This window comes from Actinoplanes awajinensis subsp. mycoplanecinus, assembly GCF_001509495.1.
GTDB classification, from domain to species: Bacteria; Actinomycetota; Actinomycetes; order Mycobacteriales; family Micromonosporaceae; genus Actinoplanes; species Actinoplanes palleronii.
Map to the genome: position 1 here is coordinate 1 of NZ_LLZH01000290.1, position 16317 is coordinate 16317.

The following is a 16317-nucleotide window of genomic DNA, read 5'->3' on the forward strand; positions in this document are numbered from 1 at the left end:
CCAGTTCGTGGGCGCCGGGTGGCACACCGCCGCCGACGCGATGCTCGCCAACACCTCCGCCGCGATGGCCCGAGAGCACCAGAACGCCGCTAGGCAGCATCTGACCAGGCTGGCCGCGTGAACGGCCGTCGACTGTCAAGGCCACCTTGACACCGGACCGGAGGGGAGAGGCAAGCCCGTGGCTGGGGGAGCATCGGAGCGCCTGACGTTCTACCGCGCCGCTGAGGTGGGGGAGCGGCTGGGCTGTTCCAAGTGGTGGGTGGAAGAGCAAGCGCGTCAGCGCCGGATCCCGTTCTGCTGGATCGGCGGCAGCTACCGCTTCACCGAGGAGCACATCGCGGAGATCGCCCGGCGGTTCGAGGTGCAGCCGGCCAATCCGGCGGGGGCGGGACCTGCCGGTAGTCGTCCGACTTCGCACCAGGGCGCTGCCCGGCTCGCGGAGGTGTCGCAGCCGCTACGCGCTCGTTCACCCCGGCGTGTCCGTGGAGCAGCGACCCGATCGACGGCAGCGTGAAGGAGGTGCGTGATGGGGTTCGCAGAGAACCGGGGTAGCTACTGGCGGGGCCGGTACAAGACTGCACCCGGTAGGTACGCGACGGTGAAGGATGCGTCGGGCCGGGTGGTCAAGTTCCGGAACCGGCGAGCGGCCGAGCAGGCGGCCGACGAGAAGGAGGCGGAGGTCCGTGCTGGCCTCCTGACCGTTGTGGCGAGCGGCCAGATGTTGTTCTCGGTCTGGGCCAACACCTGGTACGCGGAGCAAGATCTCGCCGCTTCGACGATGCAGAACTACCGGCGGCACATCGAGAACCACCTACTCCCGGCATTCGGGCACCTCTCGCTGGAGGACATCGACCGGGCCGCGGTGGCGGAGTGGGAGAAGGCTGAACGAGCCGCCGGTTACGCGGAGCTGAGCATCAAGACCTGGCGAGCGACGCTGCACCTGATTCTCGGCGACGCGGTCGAGCGTGGGCTCCAGGAGGTGAACCCGGCTGCCCGGCGGCGGGGACGGGGCCGTCGGGACGGGCGGCAGGGCCTGCGCGGCAAGGAAAAGACGGTGACCACGGCGCTCGGCATCCTGTTGATTGCGGAACGTGCGGCGCTGCTGTCCGGCCGGGACGACGAGTTCGTCGCGGTGGTCACGAAGGGCTACACCGGAATGCGCTTCGGTGAGCTCGTGGGTCTGGAGGCCGTGCATGTGCGGCAAGCAGCGGTCCGGGTGGAGTGGCAGCTCTACGAGCTGGACTCGGGGGTGCTGGAGCGATGCCCGCCGAAGGACGGCTCCCGACGGACCATCGACTCGCCCAGCTTCCTGGCCGAGCTGCTCACCGACCACGTCTCGCGCGTCCGGCCACAGCCCTGCCCGTGTCACGGATTGACGTACGCGTTCCGGGGGCACGGGCTCGCCAACGGAGCGGCGCGGGCACCCGGGCCGAAACTGGTCGATGTCGCGCGGCTGGCTGGTGTGTCGACCGGGACGGTGTCGAACGTGCTGAACCGGCCCGACACCGTGCCCGAGGTCACCCGGGCGAAGGTTGATCTGGCCGTCGCTGATCTCGGCTACGTGCGGGGCGCCGTCACGGGTGACTTGGCTCCGCACTGGCGGCGCAGCGGGTTTGGCACGTGGCTCTTCGAGCCGGCCGCGACCGGCCGCTACCCGGCCCGGGCTCCTCACCCGGGGCACCCGGTGCCGATTCTCGGCGAGCCGTGGCCGGGGGTTCCGGTGCGTGGTCGGGGTGCGGCTGCCCGGGCGGATGCCTGCTGGGTGCCGGTCGCGTTGGGCCTGACACCGCATGGGCTGCGGCACACCCACAAGACCCTGATGGAGGAGCTGGGGACCCCGTCGAAGCTGATGGATGACCGGATGGGACATGACGACGGGTCGGTGCAGGCGCGCTACTCGCACATCACTGACGGGATGCGGCGTCGACTGCTGGAGGGTCTGACGGAGATGTGGCAGGACGCCCTGGAGACGCGGCGGCGGTTCGCTGCTGGTTCGCCGGTGGTCGTCCTGGACCGGCTGCTCCGGAAGGAGGTCGGGGAGTGATCGCGCAAGATCTTCTCCCAGATTTCTCCCAAACGGGCCTGGGTAAAGCGAAAGGCCCGGCTTCCCTGAGCGGGTTACCGGGCCTTACCTGCAACTACTTGGTCGGGGTGACCGGATTTGAACCGACGACCTCTTCGTCCCGAACGAAGCGCGCTACCAAGCTGCGCCACACCCCGGTGCTGCAGAAAGAATACTACCGGACTCTGGCGCACCCCCGAAATCCGGGCTCCCCCTGCAGCGTTTTAGCAGGTCAGCGCGGGATCAACGTGAGCAGCGAGGCCTCCGGGCGGCACGCGAAGCGGATCGGCGCGGTGGGGTGGGTGCCCAATCCGGCCGACACGTGCAGCAGCGAGTCCGAGCCGGGCCAGCGGTGCAGGCCCTTGGCCATCCGGGTGGGCAGGTCGCAGTTCGTGGTCAGCGCGCCGTACCCGGGCACGCACACCTGGCCGCCGTGCGTGTGCCCGGCCAGCAGCAGCTCGAAGCCGTCCGAGGCCATCGCGTCCAGCACCCGGGAGACCGGCGAGTGGGTGACGCCGAGGTGCAGGTCGGCGCCGGTGTTGATCGGGCCGGCCACCGAGGCGTAGTCGTCCCGCTCGATGTGCGGATCGTCGACGCCGACCAGCTCGATCGAGCGGCCGCCGGCCTTGAGCACGGTGCGGGCGTTGTTCAGGTCGGCCCAGCCGGCGTCGGTCAGGGCGGCCCGCAGGTCGTCGGCGGGCAGGTCGACACCCTGCATGTACTCCCGGTCGGGCAGCAGGTACTGCAGCGGGTTCTTCCAGACCGGGCCGCGGTAGTCGTTGGAGCCGAACACGAACGCGCCGGGCACGTCCAGGAACGGCTCCAGGGCGCGCAGCACGCCGGGAATCGCGTACGGCGAGGCCATGTTGTCGCCGGTGACGATCACCAGGTCCGGGTCGGTGCCGATCAGGCCGGCCACCCACTCCTGCTTGCGCCGCTGATCCGGCGTCATGTGCAGGTCGGACAGGTGCAGGATGCGCAGCGGTTCCGCGTCCGGTTCCAGCACCGGTACGTCGAAGCGCCGGAGCGTGAACATGTTCCGCTCGATGAGTGAGGCATAGGCGAACGTCGCGCCGCCGACAGCGGCGAGCGTGGCGGCGGCGGAAATAAGGGAGCGCTTACGCATGACGGCAAGGGTAGTTTCTCCGTCCATGGGAACGCTGAAGGACCGCCTGAACGATGACCTGCACGCCGCGATGAAGTCCCGGGACGAACTGATCACCTCGACGCTGCGGATGGCCCTGTCCGCGGTGCGGACCGCCGAGGTGGCCGGCACCGAGGCCCGGGATCTCTCCGACGACCAGGTGCTCGCGGTGCTGTCCAAGGAGGCGAAGAAGCGCCGCGAGGCGGCCACCGCGTTCGCCGAGGCGGGCCGGACCGAGCAGGCGGCCAAGGAGGTGGCCGAGGGCGAGGTCCTCGACCGCTACCTGCCGAAGCAGCTCACCGACGCGGAGATCGCCGAGATCGTCGGCGCGGCGCTGACCGCCGGCGGGTTCGCCAGCAAGGCGCAGATGGGCCCGGCCATGAAGGCGGCCCAGGCCGCTGTCGCGGGCCGGGCCGAAGGCGGCAGAGTCGCCGCAGAGGTGCGGCGCCGTCTCGCCTGAGGTCATATTGCTCGGGTACGGAAAACGGGCGGGAGATCGGCTCTCCCGCCCGTTTCCGTGTCCCTGAGGGTTGACCCTGGGAGTCAGCGCCCGCCTGGGGGAGTGTTCCCCGGCTTCGGATCCTTCTTCGGGTCGTCCTTCTTCTTGCCGTTGCTGACCTCGATCGTCACGGCGCCACCCTTGATGGTGCGCTCCTCGGCGGTCCCCGCGGCGGTACCGGCCGGGCACTCCGAGTCGACGGTGCTGCCGACCTCGGGTTCGAAACCGGCGCCGGAGATCCGGTCCTTGGCCGAACTGATCGAGTCGCAGGTCACGTCCGGGATGCTGCGCAGGTCACCGATCGAGATCTTGTCGTTCGACGGCGTCTTGAACTGGACGCTCGGCTTGTTCTTCATGTAGTCGCGGAGCGTCTCCTGCACGACCCCGTTGACCTTCGGGTGCGACATCTCGTCGTGGTGTTCCTGCCAGTCCGGGTTGACCATGTAACCCGCGACGACCAGCTTCGTGGTGCCGACGATCAGCGACGCGGTCTTGCTGGAGTCGGTGGTACCGGTCTTGCCGAACACCGGGTGGTCGACGATGTAGCGGGTGTTCTTGGCCGTGCCGGTGCCGCCGCAGCTGCCGAGCTGCGACGAGTCGCCGACCGGGCAACGGGCCGCGTCGATGGCCGCGCGGGCCACGTCCTTGGTGGTGGCCTGGATGCAGTGCGGCTTGCCGACGTCGATCTTCTCGCCGCTGGCGGTGGTGATCTGCTCGACCGGGGTCGGCTCGCAGTACTTGCCGTCACCGGCCAGCGTCGCGTACGCGTTCGCCATGTCCAGCGGCGTGGACGCGGTCACGCCCAGGGTGAAGGCGCCCCAGCCGGCCGCCCGGTCCTCGTCGTTGGCCCAGTCGTTCTCGGACTTCTCGCGGAACTGGACACCGAACCGCTTGGCGACCGCGACCACGTTCTCGGCGCCGACGCGCTCCTCCAGCGGCACGAAGAACGTGTTCACCGATGCGCCGAAGCCGGTCCACATGTTGAAGACGCCGGCCTCTTTCTTGCTGGCGTTGCTCGGGCACCAGTCGTCGGAGCCGGGGCAGGACGACGGCGTGCCGTACCCCGCCTTGTACTTCGAGTGGTACGTGCCCTTGGCGTTGATCGGGAAGCTGAGCGGGATGCCCTTCTCCAGCGCGGCCACCATGGTGAACATCTTGAACACCGAACCGGCCTGGTACCCCTTGATGTCCCCACCGCCGCTGATCAGCGGGTTGGTGGTCTTCGGGTACGACCCGCGGATCTTCTTCTTCGCCTTCTTCGGGTCCGAGGAGATCTTGTTGGTCGGGTGGTCCGGGTCGTCCAGGGCGTACTTCCGGTTCGCGGAGAGCATCCGGACCTTGCCGGTGCCCGGCTCGACGCCGGCGATCAGGATCGCGTTCTTGCTGGTGTCCGGCTCGGTGTCGACGATGTCGGCGCGCGCCGCGGCCTGGCCCTTGAGGTCGAGCGAGGTGACCACCTTGTAGCCGCCGCTCTTCAGCCGCCGCTCACGGTCGTACGAGGTGGCGCCGAACGCCTCCTGGCTCATCCACCAGCGGTAGAAGTAGTCGCAGAAGAAGCCCCAGTTGTTCTTGGCAACCGAGACACAGCCGTTGCCGATCGGCTTCACCTTGGTCGGGATCGCGATCTTGATGGCCTTGGTCGCCTCGACCTGCGTGATCGCGTTCATCGCGACCATGCTCGGGATGATGTAGTTGTTGCGCCGCGCCAGGATCTGCTCGTGACCCGACTTGACCGTCGGGTTGAAGCTCGACGGCGCCTTCACCATGCCGGCCAGCATGGCCGCCTCGGCGATGTTGAGGTCCTTCGGCTTCTTGTTGAAGTAGACCTGGCTGGCGGCGTAGACGCCGTAGGCCTGGTTGCCGAAGGGCGCGATGTTCAGGTAGCGCTCCAGGATCTGCTCCTTGGAGAGCTGCTTCTCGACCTGCAGCGCGTACTTCATCTCGGTGATCTTGCGCTTCGGGGTGTCCTTGGTCGCGTCGATCACCTCCTGCGGGTTGGTCGCCGAATAGGCCAGCGACATCCGCACGTACTGCATCGTGAGGGTCGAGGCGCCCTGCTGGGCGCCACTCTGACTGTTGCTGACGAACGCGCGGGCGACACCCTTGAGGTCGACGCCGTTGTGTTCGTAGAACTTGCGGTCCTCGGCCGCGACGATCGCAGTCTGCATGTACTTCGAGATGTCCTTCAGCGGAACGTCGCTGCGGAACTCGTCGTAGAACTGCGAGATCTGGGTCCGGCCGTCGGCGGCGTAGATCCGGGTGATCTGCGGAGAGCTGAAGTCCTTGAGCTCACTGGGCAGATTCGCGAATCCCTCACCGCCGGCCTTCGCGGCAAGGCCGGACATCGCGGCAGCCGGGAAGGCGGCCGCGGCCACCACCACTCCGGCCAGCAGGCCACACACGAGCAGCGATGTCGCGTTCGTGAAGATGTTGTGATCGCGTCTGCGCATCCAGGAGGTCACCCGAGGCAGGATACGCGAACGGTGCACGTGACCGCCCGCCGAGACGGCCGCCCCGGCCCGGTATGAGTGTGACGTGTCACCCGAGTTGGCGGGGTGGTTTACCCGATTCGCACCGAAGATACCCTCGTTCGGCCCCATTTCCGTGGCCGCTTTGCCCGGAACTACCGAGCTATACGTATTTGAGGGACAACGTTGCGTAATCACCCAACTACAGAGCATGATGGTCCGGCGAGACATCTCGCACGTCGTCTGCGCGGCAACGGGGGACACGGGCTCCGCGTAGACGCCCGGGGGTGAAATGCAAGGGGGGACGTTTACCAATGGGGATGATCAGCGACTGGCCCAGCATGGCGGCATGTCAGAGTGGCGACCCTGACGCGCTGTTCGTGCAGGGCGCCGAGCAGAACGTGGCGAAAAGGATCTGCCGCAGCTGCCCGGTGCGCTACGAATGCCTCGCCGACGCCCTGGACAACCGGATCGAGTTCGGCGTCTGGGGAGGCATGACGGAACGGGAACGGCGCGCACTGCTGCGCCGCCACCCGCACGTGGCCAGCTGGCGGAAGATGTTCGAGGCCGCTCTGAAGGAGAAGGGCGCCGACAAGGTGCTCGTCTCCACTCACTGATCACGCGAGCACCGCGCGCGGTTCACGCGAGCAGCGCTCCGATCGTCCGCAGCCCGTCGACGTCGTGTACGTCGGCGGGCTGCGCCGCGACCACCGTCGTCGGCACCTGGGGGAACGCCTCGGTGAAGGCGGCCGCCACCTTCACCTCCCGCTCGGACTGGCGCAGCAGCCCGGCGTGGATCCGCAGCACGTCCACCGCGACCGGCAGCTCACCGGCGGCGGCCAGCCGGTCCGCGGCGGCCTCGCTCTCCGGCGCGGTGACACCGGCCGGCTCGGTCTGGTGCATCCGGTTCAGCACCAGCCCGCCGAGCGGCATCCGTTCCGCGACCAGGCGCTCCGCGAAGTAGGCCGCCTCCCGGATGGCATCCCGTTCCGGGGCCGCGACCAGCAGGAACGCCGTCTGCGGGTCCTGCAGGATCCGGTACGTCTGGTCGGCGCGCTGCCGGAAACCGCCGAACATCGAGTCGAGTGCCGAGACGAAGCCGGACAGGTCGGTCAGCAGCTGGGCGCCGAGGATCTTCTGCACCGCCCGGGAGAACAGCCCGAACGACGCGGTGACCAGGCTGAACACGCTCCGCCCGCCGCTGCGTGCCGGCGCCACCAGCATCCGCAGCATCCGGCCGTCGAGGAACCGGGAGAGCCGGGCCGGCGCGTCCAGGAAGTCCAGCGCGGAGCGGGACGGCGGGGTGTCCACCACGATCAGGTCCCAGGCGTCGCCGGCCCGCAGCTGACCCAGCTTCTCCATCGCCATGTACTCCTGCGTACCGGCGAAGGTCGAGCTCATGGCCTGGTAGAACGGGTTCGCGAAGATCTCCGCGGCGCGCTTCGGGGTGGTGTGCTGCTCGACCACCTCGTCGAAGGTGCGCTTCATGTCCAGCATCATGGCGTGCAGCTCGCCGCCGGACTCGCCGGCCTCGATGTCCTTGACCTGGCGGGGCGTGTTGTCGAGCTCGGTCAGGCCCATCGACTGGGCCAACCGGCGGGCCGGGTCGATGGTGAGCACCACCGTGCGGCGGCCGTGCACCTCGGCGGCGCGCAGGCCGAGGGCGGCGGCGGTGGTGGTCTTGCCGACTCCACCGGAGCCGCAGCACACCACGATCCGGATGGCCGGGTCGGCGAGCAGCCCGTCGACGTCGAGCCGTGGAGCGGTCACATCAACCACTTCTCCAGGGTAATGCGTCGTGATCGGACGCGAGGTGATCAAACACTCATCAGTAGTGCGGCGAGGACATCGAGCCCGGCCCGGTTCACACCGTCCGGCAGTTGTGGCAGCTCCAGCATCGGGCGCCGCCGCTCACTCAGCTCGATCCGGAGCGACTCCTCCATCTCCCGCCGGGTCAGGTGCGCCTGCGCCTCGGCGGCCAGCTGGTTGACCGTGGCCGGTGCGGCCGGCAGCCCGGCCGCGACCAGGCCCCGCTTGATCTCCGCCTTGGTCACCTTGCCGGCGGGCAGCAGCGGCGGGCGGGCATTGTTCAGGATGATCCGCCCGACCGGGATGCCCAGGCCGGTCAGCTCCTCGACCGCGTCCAGGGTTTCCTGCACCGGCATCTCCTCCAGCAGCGTGACCACGTGCACCGCGGTGATCGGCGAGCGGAGCAGGGCGGACACCCCGTCGCTCTGTGTCTTGATCGGGCCCATCTTGGCCAGCCGGGCGGTCTCCGCGGTGACGTTCAGGAACCGGCCGATCCGGCCGGTCGGCGGAGCGTCGAGCACCACCGCGTCGTAGACCCGGCGGCCGTCCGCGGATCGGGTGGTGGCCTCCTTGACCTTGCCGGTGAGCAGCACGTCGCGCAGGCCCGGCGCGATGGTGGTGGCGAAGTCGATCGCGCCGACCTTGCGCAGCGCCCGGCCGGCCGCGCCGAGCTTGTAGAACATGTCGAGGTATTCGAGGAGGGCCTCCTCGGGGTCCACCGGCAGGGCGCGGACCTCGCCGCCGCCGCTGGTGGTGGCGATCCGGCGTTCCGTGTACGGCAGCGGGTCGACGCCGAACAGCTGGGCGATGCCCTGCCGGCCCTCCACCTCGACCAGCAGCGTGCGCCGGCCACCGGCGGCCAGGCCCAGCGCCAGGGCGGCCGCGACGCTGGTCTTCCCGGTGCCGCCCTTGCCGGTCACGATGTGCAACCGTTCCGGCCAGTTGCCGCGATGCTCGCCCATGTTCTCCACGTTACGGCGTTCAAAAAAGGGGTTCAGCCGGACACTTCGCAGACCAGCCAGCCACTCTTGCGCACCACGGTGAACTGCAGGTCCTGCGCGGCGGTCTTCTCGTCCTCGGTGGACATCACCACCCGCACCCCGACCTCGGCCTCGCCGTCGGTGTCGCTGGTCACCGCGGGCTCGTCCCAGCGGAACACCGCGCCCTCGTACCCGTCGGCGTACCCGCGGATCTGCTGGACCCGGTCGGCGAGCTTGGTCTCGTCCCGGGACTTGCGGCAGACCAGGTCCTCGGCGGCGCCGGCGTCCTGCTGGGTGTAGACCGCGGTGAGGAACCGGTTGACCGCGGTGGTCGGGTCCGGCGAGCCGGGGTTGTCGGAGTCGCGCAGCAGGAAGTACGCCGAGGCCGCGCCGCCGCCGCAGAGCGCGACGGTGGCCACCAGCGCCAGCGAGACGAAGACCGACGAGCGGCGCGCGGACCGCCGGCCGGTGCGGATCGGCGCCGGCACTCCGGACTCCGGACCGCCGTGGCCGCTCACCCAGATCGGCTCGGACTCCGGCGCCTGCACCTCGGCCGGTGGGGAGTGTTCCCAGGCCAGGTGCTCCGGTGGTGGGTGCTGCCACTCGCCGGGCTTCTCGTGCTGTGCGTGCCACGGGCCGTCCGGCGGGGGCTGCTGCCAGCTCTCGGCCGGCTCGTCGAACTGGTAGCCGTGCAGCTCGGTGAAGTGCTCCCCGGCGTACACCTGGGGGGTTTCCATGGTCAGGTCCTGCGGGATCACCGGGTGTTCCGCGGTCGCCGTCATCGGCGCCTGCTCCGGCACCGCGTGCCGTCCGCCGGGCAGGCCCAGGTGCGGCGGCTCCGGGATCGGGACCGGCTCGCTCGGCGGGACCGGCGACGGCGGCTCGGGTTCGGGCGACGGTGAGGGCTCCGGGTGGCCGGGCTGCCCCGGCGATAGCTGGGTCACATCACCCTCCGCGATGGCTTGTGCGCTTTCCGTGTGATTCCCGCTCAGCCTAGCCAACCAGCCGGAACGCCGGGTCCTAAGCTGTCCCGGTACCCGACTAAGGAGTGTCCGAGCCATGCAGAAGTGGGAGTACGTGACCGTGCCCCTGCTGGTCCACGCGACCAAGCAGATCCTCGACAACTGGGGCGAGGACGGCTGGGAGCTGGTCCAGGTGGTGCCGGGACCGAACCCGGACAATCTGATCGCCTACATGAAGCGCGAAAAAGCATGACGACGCCGATCTCCGGTGAGGGCGGTGTCGACGCGTACGCGAAACTGGCCGAGCTGGGCCTGACCCTGCCGACCGTGGTCCCGCCGCTGGCGTCCTACGTGCCGGCCGTGCAGTCCGGCAACTACGTGTACGTCTCCGGTCAGCTGCCGTTCGTCGACGGCAAGCTGCCGCAGACCGGCAAGGTGGGCGCCGAGGTGACCGCCGAGCAGGCCGCCGACCTGGCCCGGATCTGCGCCATCAACGCGCTGGCCGCGATCGACTCGCTGGTCGGCCTCGGCCGGCTCGTGAAGATCGTCAAGGTGACCGGGTTCGTGGCGTCCGCGCCGGGCTTCACCGGTCAGCCGGCCGTGGTCAACGGCGCCTCGAACCTGTTCGGCGACGTGCTCGGCGAGCAGGGTCGGCACGCCCGGAGCGCCGTCGGCGTCTCCGAGCTGCCGCTGGGCACGCCGGTGGAGGTAGAGGTCATCGCGGAAGTGGCGTGATCAGCCGGTTCGGTCGGGTTTGATCACCGAAGGTGACCGGAACGGACATCGTGTCTCCGCTCACATGGGAATCGCGACGTACGATTCTCGGCATGGGGGGTGCTGATCCCGCGTCGGCCGAGGTCGACCGGCTGCCGGGTTGGGTGTCGTTGTTACGCGCTCCCAACCCGGGCCCGATGACTCTCGACGGCACGAACACCTGGATCCTGCGGGCTCCGGGTGCGGAGTACGCGACGGTGATCGACCCCGGCCCGCTCGACGAGGCGCATCTGCGCCGGATCGCGGAGCTGGGTCCGTACCAGTTCATCCTGATCACTCACGGTCATCACGATCATGTCGAGGGCGCCGAGCGGCTCTCCGAGCTGCTCGGCGGCACCGCCGTGCTGGCCGTCGACCCGGCGCACTGCCGCAACGGTGAGCCGCTGGACCCACGGGAGAGCCTCGGCGGGAACGGGATCGAAATACAGGTCCTGGACACTCCAGGGCACACCGGTGACTCGGTGTGCTTCCTCGTCGAGTGTGGGAACGAGCGCGTGGTGTTCACCGGCGACACGATTCTCGGCCGCGGGACCACGGTGGTGGCCGCGCCGGACGGCAGCCTGAGCGACTATCTGACCAGCCTCGAACTGCTCCGGTCGTACGAAAAAGTCCTGATGCTGCCCGGACACGGGCCGGCCCGGACCGATACCGGCGCCCTGGCCCAGGAATATCTGGACCACCGCAGGGAGCGACTGGCGCAGGTCGCGGCGGCGATGGCGGCCGGGGCCGAGACACCGGAAGCGGTGGTCGACGTGGTCTATCCGGACATCGACCCGCGTGTGCGGTTCGCCGCTGAGTGGTCGGCGGCGGCCCAGATCGACCACCTCAGACGGGAATCAGCGGCGAGGGCCGACGGTTTGGACCGGCTGTGACCTGCCCCGTGTGCGGCACCGTCGCGGTTCCCGGTGCCCGTTTCTGCCATCACTGCGGCTCCGCGCTGCCCACTGCCGCCTCGTTGCCGGCCGCGGAGCGCCGGAACGTCACCGTGCTCTTCGGCGACCTCTCCGATTTCACCTCCTGGTCGGAGGACCTCGACCCGGAACGCGTCGGCGCGGTCACTGACCGGGTGCTCGCCGCGCTGGCCGGCGCGGTGAAGACGTTCGGCGGGCACGTCGACAAGCTGACCGGCGACGGGATCATGGGCGTCTTCGGCGCACCGGTGGCGCACGAGGACGACGCCGAGCGCGCGGTCCGGGCGGCCCTGAGCATGCAGCGGGCGGTCCGCCGGGTGCTCGACGACGAACGCGGCGGCGGCGCACCGCTCGGCCTGCGGGTCGGCCTGAACACCGGCGAGGTGGTCGCCGGTCTGCAGGCCGGCATCGAATACACGGTCATCGGCGACACGGTGAACACCGCCGCCCGGCTGGCCGACGCGGCCGCCGTCGGCGCGGTCTACGCCGGCGAACGGACCAGCGGCGGGACCCGGCACGTCGCCTCCTGGCGGCAGCTGCGGCCGCTGCGACTCAAGGGCAAACGCGAACCGGTGCCGACCTACGAGCTGCTCGGCCTGCACGACGCGCCGGGCACCCGGTCCGGCCTGGGCGACGAGGCGCCGTTCGTGGGACGCGAGGCCGAGCTGGGCCGGCTCTCCGGACGGCTGGCCGAGGCGATCGACTCGGGCACACCCCGGGTGCTGGTGATGACCGCCGAGGCCGGTATCGGCAAGTCCCGGTTCGCCGGCGAGGTGAAACGGCTCGCCGCGGGCTACGAGGTGGGCACCGGGCCGTACGCCGGGCACGGCGCCCGGGTGCTGCGGGTGCGCTGCCGAGCGTTCGGCGAACGACGCCGCTACGCGCCGCTGGCCGACCTGGTCCGCAAGGCGGCCGGCCTGCCCAAGGACGTGATCAGCTCGGTCGGCCGGACGGTCGTCGAGGAACGGCTCCGCAAGGTCGCCCAGCGGCTCGGCGTCACCCTCGACATCGACCGGCTGCTGGTGCTGCTCGGGTACGGCGACGCACCGGTCACCACGGGTGGCCCGGTCGCGCCCGCCGACTGGCCGCGCAGCGCCAAGCGGGTGGACGCCGAGGCCATCTCGATCGCGGTCGCCGACCTGCTGAACGCGATGACCGCGACCACCCCGCTGATGGTGATCGTGGATGACCTGCACGACGCCACCGCCACCACCGTCGACGCGCTGGGCAGCACCCTGTCCCGGCTGGAGGGCCCGGTGGTGGTGCTCCTGCTCGGCCGCCCGGAGCTGGTCCGGACCGCGGGCGCGCTGACCCGGCTCGCCGACGCCGAGGTGCACACCCTGCCGCCGCTGCGCGGTGCGGACGCGTCGCGGTTGCTCACGTCGTACCTCAGTGGCGGGAAACTGCCGCAGCCGGACAGCGATCGACTGCTCGCCACCGCGCAGGGCAACGCGTTCTACCTGGCCGAGATGGTCACCCTGCTGATGGAGCGGGGCGCGCTGACCCCGGCGGTGGGTGCGAACGCGGCCGGCAAGTGGCAGCTCGCGGCCGGCTCGCTGGGTCGTACCCTGCTCTCCCGGGACCTGGCCGCGGTGCTCGCGGCGCGGATCGACGCGCTGGCCGCCGAGCCGCGGTCGGTGCTGCGGGACGCCTCGGTCGCCGGGACGACGGTGTCGACAGGTGTGCTGGAGGCGCTGCAGGAGCGCCGGGCGCCGGGCGTCGACCTCGAACCGGCCGTCGAGGAGCTGCTGCAACGCCGCATGATCCACCGCAGCCGGGGCGGCTTCCAGTTCAGCACCCCGCTGATGCGCGAGGCGGCCTACTCCGGCATCGGCAAGGCCGACCTGGCCGAGCGGCACGCCTACCTGGCGACCTGGGCCGCGCCGGAGACGGTCGGCCGGCACGGCGACGGCGCCACCCGGCTGAACCTGAGCGACAACGAGCGGGACGCGTTCGTGGCCACCCACGCCGAGGCCGCGATCGACCTGGCCGACGCGGTCCGGCTGCGCCCGGACGCCCCGGCCCGCGAGGTCGGCGCGCTGGCGGTGGCCGCGCTCGGCCGGATGGCCCGGCGCGCGCTGGCCAACATCGAACCGGCCGCCGCCATCGAGTACGCGGAACGCGCCACCCCGCTGGCCGGCGGCGACCTGCCGCTGCCCGACCAGTTGGTGCTGGCCCGGGCGCTGCTGCGGCTGGGCCGGGCCGAGGAGGCGCTGGCACACGGCGAGAAGATCACTAAGAACGCCATCGACGACCCGGTCTGCCGGGCCGAGTCGATGATCGTGGTGGGCCGGGCGCACGAGGCGCTCGGCGACAGCGGCCGCGCGGTGGCCGCCTGGCAGGAAGCGCTCGAGGTGGCCACCGAGGCGCAGCTGCTGCCGGAGCGGGCCAACGCGATGCGCCGGCTCGGGATGGCCGACTTCCTGAACGGGCGGCTGAGCCAGGCGAGCAGCCGGTTCGCCGCGGCCTATCAGGTGACGCTCGCGGCCGGCGATCGGCACGGGCAGGCCTGGGCGCTGCAGAACCTCGCCTGGGTGACCACCACCCGGGGCGACTTCGCCGGCACCGACGCGGTGCTGGGCCGGGCCGCGCGGCTCTTCGCCGAGCTCGGTGACCCGGTCGGGCGGTCCTGGCTGCGGGGCACCACGGCGTTCGCCCGGCTGCTGGCCGGCCGGCTGCACGAGGCCCGGCGGCTGGCCCGGATCTTCCTGCCGTTCGGCGACCGGGTCGGTGAGGGCTGGGCGGTCGGCACGCTGCGGGTGGTCGAGGCGTACGCCGCGGCCGAGCTCGGTGACCTGGGCGCTGCCGACAGTCAGGCGCGCCGGGCCTACCGGGAGTTCCAGGAGGTCTCCGACGACTGGGGTTGCGGGCTGGCCATGGTGGTGCGCGGCGCGATCGCGCGCGGGGTCGGCGAGTTCGACCACGCGGCCGACCTGCTCGCCGACGCGCTCTGGTACGCCGACCGCACCGGTCACCCGCTGCTGCTCGGGATGGCCGGGACCCTGCACGGTTTTGTCGCGCTGCAACGCGGTGACCTGGCCACCGCGGAGGCCGACGCCCGCCGGGTGATGACCGCGGTCGAGCCGCACAACGCCCTGGCGCCGGCGCAGGTCGGGCCGCGGGTGCTGCTCGCCGAGGCACGGACCCGGGCGGGTGACGCGGCCACCGCGATCGGGTTGCTGGCGCCGATCGCGAGTGACACGTCGTCGCTGTCGCTGCTGTTCTCCCGGCGGCACGCGCTGGCGTCGTACGCGTCCGCCCTGCTCGCCGAGGGCCGGGTGGAGTCCGCGCTGACCTGGATCGAGCGGGCCAAGGTGGCGCCGGCCGAGGACGTACGCAGTGGAGTGATCTCCGCCATGGTCCGGGCCCGGGTGCTGGCCGCCGCGGACCGGTGCGTGGAGGCCCGCGCGGCGGCCGAAGAAGCGGTCCGACTGGCGCATTCGACCGAGCAGACGAGCGAACGGGCGGCCGCCGCGGAGCTCCGGGACACCCTCGCGGTGACCGAGGTGGAACCCGCCCCGGCGGAAACTGTCGCGTACGCGTCTGACCTGCCGGGATGATCTACCCCGGCTCTGGCGTATTTTCTAAGCCGTGACGGACACACCGCCAGGCGCCCTGCCCGTGCCATATGTCCCGGGCATGTCCGGCTTGTCGGTCATGGCCCGGGGTGGCTATGCCACCGTGTACCGGGCCATGCAGGACTCCGTCGGGCGCGAGGTCGCCATCAAGATGGAAAATCGCACCCTGGACAACGCCCGGGACCAAGCTCGATTCCTCCGCGAGGCCCGTGCCGCCGGCCGGATGTCCTCGCATCCCCACGTCGTCGATCTCTTCGACGTGGGCGTGACCGTCGACCAGCACCCGTACCTGATCATGGAGCTCTGCGACGGGTCGTACCTGGACCGGATGCGGATCCAGCCGCTGAGCCCGGCCGAGGCCCGCGACGTCGGGGTGAAGATCGCCGACGCGCTGGTGCACACACACGCCAACGGGGTGCTGCACCGCGACGTGAAACCGGCGAACATCCTGTACTCGCAGTTCAACCAGGCGGTGCTCGCCGACTTCGGGCTGGCCGTGCTGGGCGAGATGCGGGACTCGTCGGTGACCCTGGAGGTGCTGACACCGGCGTACGCACCACCGGAGATGTTCCGGCACGAGCCGCCGTCCGGCGCCGCCGACGTCTACTCGCTCTGCGCCACCCTCTACGCGGTGATGAGCGGGCGCCCGCCGCGCTGGCCCACCGACCGCAGCCCCAGCCTGGTCACCCTGATGGACCTGTTCACCCAGCCGCTCGACAACCTGCCCGGCGTGCCGCGTGCGCTGATCGAGGTGCTGCGCCACGGCATGGACAACGACCAGAAGTCCCGCCCGTCCGCCCAGGAGCTGCTGAACACCCTCAGCAACCTGCACCTCGACCCGAACGCGCCGCCGCCGTCACCGACCGTCTACCGCTCCAATTCGACCTTCGTGCCGCCGCGCCCGCGACCGATTGCGCCCAGCACGCCGACCCAGGACGACGAGACCCCGACGGTCCACACTCAAGGCCGCAGGTCCGGTTTCTTCAGCAAGTGGTTCAGCTGGTAAACCCCTATTTGGTACGAATAGGGAGCGCTCGTCCGCAGGCTACGAGCCACGTCCCGCCCGTGAGGCCGCCGCGACACCGTGGCCACTCCCGACCGCGGCGCGCCTCACGGTCCCGGCCAAGAGC

The 16317-nt window shown here is 70.6% G+C and carries 14 protein-coding genes and 1 tRNA gene; 9 read left to right on the forward strand and 6 right to left on the reverse strand.

Annotation, left to right across the window (positions count from 1 at the left end; genetic code table 11):
* Nucleotides 1–178 precede the first annotated feature (178 nt).
* Both ADL15_RS55795 and ADL15_RS32275 read left to right on the forward strand, forming a co-directional pair.
* A complete protein-coding gene (locus ADL15_RS55795) occupies nucleotides 179–514 on the forward strand; it encodes a helix-turn-helix domain-containing protein (protein ID WP_083972020.1) in 336 nt (111 codons plus the stop codon).
* A 12-nt stretch (nucleotides 515–526) separates the two neighbouring features.
* Nucleotides 527–2044 (forward strand): LacI family DNA-binding transcriptional regulator, encoded by a 1518-nt coding sequence (locus ADL15_RS32275; protein WP_067699075.1) that lies wholly within the window; start codon nucleotides 527–529, stop codon nucleotides 2042–2044.
* 99 nt (nucleotides 2045–2143) lie between these two features.
* On the opposite strand, the gene ADL15_RS32280 is transcribed toward ADL15_RS32275, so the two are convergent.
* Together ADL15_RS32280 and ADL15_RS32285 are read right to left on the reverse strand one after the other, a co-directional pair.
* Nucleotides 2144–2220, reverse strand: a tRNA-Pro gene (locus tag ADL15_RS32280).
* A gap of 74 nt (nucleotides 2221–2294) precedes the next feature.
* Nucleotides 2295–3188: a metallophosphoesterase gene (locus tag ADL15_RS32285; RefSeq protein WP_067699077.1), complete on the reverse strand. Its 894-nt coding sequence runs from the start codon at nucleotides 3186–3188 to the stop codon at nucleotides 2295–2297.
* Between the two features lie 25 nt (nucleotides 3189–3213).
* On the opposite strand from ADL15_RS32285, the gene ADL15_RS32290 reads away from it, so the two are divergent.
* On the forward strand, nucleotides 3214–3666 hold the full coding sequence (locus ADL15_RS32290; RefSeq protein WP_067699079.1) for a GatB/YqeY domain-containing protein: 453 nt from the start codon (nucleotides 3214–3216) through the stop codon (nucleotides 3664–3666).
* 83 nt (nucleotides 3667–3749) lie between these two features.
* On the opposite strand, the gene ADL15_RS32295 is transcribed toward ADL15_RS32290, so the two are convergent.
* Nucleotides 3750–6155: a transglycosylase domain-containing protein gene (locus tag ADL15_RS32295; RefSeq protein ID WP_067699171.1), complete on the reverse strand. Its 2406-nt coding sequence runs from the start codon at nucleotides 6153–6155 to the stop codon at nucleotides 3750–3752.
* A gap of 332 nt (nucleotides 6156–6487) precedes the next feature.
* Here ADL15_RS32295 and ADL15_RS32300 point away from each other — a divergent pair, with 332 nt between their 5' ends.
* Nucleotides 6488–6790 (forward strand): WhiB family transcriptional regulator, encoded by a 303-nt coding sequence (locus tag ADL15_RS32300; protein WP_043533057.1) that lies wholly within the window; start codon nucleotides 6488–6490, stop codon nucleotides 6788–6790.
* A gap of 22 nt (nucleotides 6791–6812) precedes the next feature.
* Here the strand turns inward: ADL15_RS32300 and ADL15_RS32305 are convergent, their stop codons facing one another.
* From ADL15_RS32305 to ADL15_RS32315, 3 genes are read right to left on the reverse strand one after another with little or no spacing between them, the layout of a single operon-like run.
* On the reverse strand, nucleotides 6813–7952 hold the full coding sequence (locus ADL15_RS32305; RefSeq protein WP_067699080.1) for an ArsA family ATPase: 1140 nt from the start codon (nucleotides 7950–7952) through the stop codon (nucleotides 6813–6815).
* 38 nt (nucleotides 7953–7990) lie between these two features.
* Entirely contained in the window at nucleotides 7991–8944 is a 954-nt protein-coding gene (locus ADL15_RS32310) for an ArsA-related P-loop ATPase (protein ID WP_067699082.1), read from the reverse strand.
* Nucleotides 8945–8976: 32 nt separating this feature from the next.
* On the reverse strand, nucleotides 8977–9906 hold the full coding sequence (locus ADL15_RS32315; protein ID WP_067699084.1) for an Rv0361 family membrane protein: 930 nt from the start codon (nucleotides 9904–9906) through the stop codon (nucleotides 8977–8979).
* 115 nt (nucleotides 9907–10021) lie between these two features.
* Between ADL15_RS32315 and ADL15_RS53365 the strand changes: the two genes are divergently transcribed.
* From ADL15_RS53365 to ADL15_RS32335, 5 genes are all read left to right on the forward strand, one after another.
* Nucleotides 10022–10177 (forward strand): DUF4177 domain-containing protein, encoded by a 156-nt coding sequence (locus tag ADL15_RS53365; protein ID WP_157441733.1) that lies wholly within the window; start codon nucleotides 10022–10024, stop codon nucleotides 10175–10177.
* Nucleotides 10174–10659 (forward strand): RidA family protein, encoded by a 486-nt coding sequence (locus ADL15_RS32320; RefSeq protein ID WP_067699086.1) that lies wholly within the window; start codon nucleotides 10174–10176, stop codon nucleotides 10657–10659. Before ADL15_RS53365 ends, ADL15_RS32320 begins: the two co-directional genes overlap by 4 nt.
* Nucleotides 10660–10751: 92 nt before the next feature.
* Complete coding sequence (locus tag ADL15_RS32325; RefSeq protein WP_067699088.1) at nucleotides 10752–11570, forward strand: MBL fold metallo-hydrolase; 819 nt, start codon at nucleotides 10752–10754, stop codon at nucleotides 11568–11570.
* Nucleotides 11567–15169 carry an adenylate/guanylate cyclase domain-containing protein gene (locus tag ADL15_RS32330; protein WP_067699090.1) on the forward strand — a complete coding sequence of 1201 codons (3603 nt, stop codon included), beginning with the start codon at nucleotides 11567–11569 and terminating at the stop codon, nucleotides 15167–15169. Before ADL15_RS32325 ends, ADL15_RS32330 begins: the two co-directional genes overlap by 4 nt.
* 31 nt (nucleotides 15170–15200) lie before the next feature.
* Nucleotides 15201–16193, forward strand: a complete 993-nt coding sequence (locus ADL15_RS32335) for a serine/threonine-protein kinase (protein ID WP_067699092.1) — start codon at nucleotides 15201–15203, stop codon at nucleotides 16191–16193.
* Nucleotides 16194–16317 lie beyond the last annotated feature (124 nt).